The sequence below is a fragment of the Methylobacterium sp. genome, assembly GCF_028290105.1.
GTDB lineage: Bacteria > Pseudomonadota > Alphaproteobacteria > Rhizobiales > Beijerinckiaceae > Methylobacterium.
The window spans coordinates 1-2,994 of sequence record NZ_JAQGKL010000084.1 but is presented as its reverse complement, the minus strand read 5'-3'; the positions used below and the strand labels follow the sequence as shown (position 1 = coordinate 2,994).

Sequence of the window (2,994 nt, the reverse complement as noted above, 5' to 3'; positions counted from 1 at the left end):
CGACCACCGGCCTCGGGCGCCGCGCCCCTAGCGCCGAGCGCCTACTGGACGAGCCGAGGTCCGCCCGTCTGCACCTTCTCGTTCTCGGACATGATCCCGAGGCGCTTGGCCACCTCTGTGTAGGCCTCGATCAGGCCGCCGAGATCCTTGCGGAAACGATCCTTGTCCAGCTTGTCCGAAGACTTGATGTCCCAGAGCCGGCACGAATCAGGGGAGATTTCGTCGGCGACGACGATCCGCATCATGTCGCCTTCCCAGAGGCGGCCGGTCTCGATCTTGAAGTCCACGAGGCGGATGCCGACGCCGAGGAAGAGCCCGGACAGGAAATCGTTGACTCGGATCGCCAGGGCCATGATGTCGTCGATCTCCTGCGGGGTCGCCCAGCCGAAGGCCGTGATGTGCTCTTCCGACACCATGGGATCGTTCAGCGCATCGTTCTTGTAGTAGAACTCGATGATCGAGCGCGGCAGCTGCGTGCCTTCTTCGAGGCCGAGGCGGGTGGCGAGCGAGCCGGCGGCGACGTTGCGCACCACCACTTCGAGGGGGATGATCTCGACTTCGCGGATCAACTGCTCGCGCATGTTGAGGCGGCGGATGAAGTGGGTCGGCACGCCGATGTCGTTCAGGTGCGAGAAGACGAATTCCGAGATCCGGTTGTTCAGCACGCCCTTGCCGTCGATGACCTCGTGCTTCTGCGCGTTGAAGGCGGTGGCATCATCCTTGAAGTGCTGGATGAGCGTTCCCGGCTCCGGACCCTCGTAGAGGACCTTCGCCTTGCCCTCGTAGATGCGACGGCGGCGGTTCATAGGCGTGTACCGTGGTTTGAGGAAGTCCATGGGCCGTGACTCCTTCGGACTGGACGATGCGGAATCCGCGGCGTGGCGGCCACTCGTGAGGAGGCCGGGCCGAGAGACACGTCTGTACGCCGAAAGCCTCCCCGACCGTGGCGCAAACTACCCGAAGCAGGCTGGCAGCACAACGCGTTAGCCCGGAGGGCTGGGGTGCGCCGCGCCGTACGCGGGCTGGAACGCCGGGATGCGGCGGCCGGGCCCGCGCCGGTCAGGGAGCCGGCGTCTTGGCCGGAAAGCGGCAGAGATCGGCGATCGGACAGCGGTAGCACTCGGGCTTGCGGGCCTTGCAGATGTAGCGCCCGAACAGGATCAGCCAGTGATGGGCGTTGAGCCGGTAGGGGCCTGGGACGATGGCCTCCAGGCCGGCCTGGACCTTGTCCGTGGTGGGAGCGCGCACGAGGGGGATGCGGTTCGAGACCCGGAAGATGTGGGTGTCGACCGCGATGGTCTCCTCGCCGAAGGCGACGTTGCGCACCACGCTCGCGGTCTTGGTGCCGACGCCGGGCAGCACTTCGAGATCCTCCCGCGCCCGCGGCACCTCGCCCCCGTGCCGCTCGACCAGGATGCGCGAGAGCGCGATGACGTTCTTCGCCTTGGTGTTGAACAGCCCGATGGTGCGGATGAAGTCGCGCACCCGCTCCTCGCCCAGCGCCAGCATGGCCTGCGGCGTATCGGCGATCGCGAACAGTGGGGCGGTGGCGAGGTTGACGCTGCGGTCCGTAGCCTGGGCCGACAGCACCACGGCGACCAGCAGCGTGAAGGGATTCTGGAACTCGAGCTCGGCGCGCGGCTCCGGATTCGCCCCGGACAACCGCGAAAAGATCTCGGCCACCGTCTCGGGGCCGACCGCGTCAGGCGGGGCTTCGGCGGCTGCGACGATCGGCGCGGCGAGGCGGGCGGAGATCGGCGATTTCCGCGGTTTGGTCGGCTGTCGGCTGCGCATCCCCGCGTTATATTGCGTCGATGGCGAGCGGCAATCATCACGTCTCTGCGACAGGCCTGCACCCGGACGGCCTCGATCCCGACAGCATGGATCGGCCGGTCTTCCAGGCGACCATCCGGCCGCACCAATCCCTGAGCCATGACGGCTTCCGCATCGTCATGGTGCTGTGCTGCGCCGTCTCCCTCGTCACCTCCATCGCCTGCGTCCGGGCCGGCTACTGGCCCGTGGCCGGCTTCTTCGGCCTCGACATGCTCGCGCTCTACGCGGCGCTGAAGGTCAGCTTCCGGCGCGGCCGCTCGTTCGAGGAAGTGGTGATCTCGCCGATCGAAGTGATGCTGGCCCGGGTCACCCATCGCGGCGAGCGCCGGGAATGGCGCTTCAACCCGCTTTGGACAAAGCTCACCAAGGTCGAGGACGATGAGTATGGGATGCAGACCCTGACCCTCGTCTCGCGCCGCGAATTCGTGGTGGTCGCCCGCGACGCCTCGCCCCCGGAGCGGGAAGTGATCGCCGACGGCCTGACCCGGGCCCTGGCGAAGGTGAAGAAGGGGTACTGAGCGGACGGTTCGAGCCTCGGTGTCGCTGCCCACGCCGCCCTCGCGGAGCGTTCGGACTGCGCCACGACCGGTCGGCCGAGCCCTCCCGGACATGACCAATCCGTCATGAACCGGCCAGCCTCGCGCAAAGTGTGATCCCCTAGGCTTTCCGCCTCGAACGCGAGGGCAGGAGGTCGAATGGGCATCGGCGAAAAGGCCGGTTTCGCAAGCGCAGGCGAGGCCCTATCACTCGCTCCCATGCGCCTGCTCATCATCGAGGACGACCGTGAGGCGGTCGCCTATCTGGTCAAGGCCTTTCGCGAGGCCGGTCACGTCCCCGACCACGCCACCGACGGGCTCGACGGCTACGCGCTGGCGCGCGAGGGCGACTACGACGCGCTCATCGTCGACCGCATGTTGCCCAAACTCGACGGCCTGTCGCTGATCCGCTCCCTGCGGGAACAGGGCGTGACGACGCCCATCCTCATCCTGTCCGCCCTCGGTCAGGTCGACGACCGCGTGAAGGGGCTTCGGGCGGGGGGCGACGATTACCTGCCCAAGCCCTACGCCTTTTCGGAACTGCTCGCCCGGGCCGAGGTCCTGGCGCGGCGGCGCGCGAGTCCCGGCGGGACAACCGAGGCCACCGCCTACCGCGTCGGCGACC

4 protein-coding genes are annotated in these 2,994 nt (G+C 67.7%); 2 read left to right on the top strand and 2 right to left on the bottom strand.

Translation table 11 applies throughout. The features are described 5' to 3' along the window. Positions 1-41: 41 nt before the first annotated feature. Complete coding sequence (purC, locus tag JWQ05_RS06730; RefSeq protein ID WP_299656474.1) at positions 42-836, bottom strand: phosphoribosylaminoimidazolesuccinocarboxamide synthase; 795 nt, start codon at positions 834-836, stop codon at positions 42-44. 223 nt (positions 837-1,059) lie between these two features. After that, on the bottom strand, positions 1,060-1,794 hold the full coding sequence (gene nth / locus JWQ05_RS06725) for an endonuclease III (protein WP_299656472.1): 735 nt from the start codon (positions 1,792-1,794) through the stop codon (positions 1,060-1,062). 20 nt (positions 1,795-1,814) lie between these two features. Between nth and JWQ05_RS06720 the strand changes: the two genes are divergently transcribed. Then, on the top strand, positions 1,815-2,351 hold the full coding sequence (locus JWQ05_RS06720) for a DUF2244 domain-containing protein (protein WP_299656470.1): 537 nt from the start codon (positions 1,815-1,817) through the stop codon (positions 2,349-2,351). A gap of 237 nt (positions 2,352-2,588) precedes the next feature. Next, on the top strand, positions 2,589-2,994 hold a 406-nt coding region (locus JWQ05_RS06715), incomplete at its 3' end, for a response regulator (protein WP_299656468.1).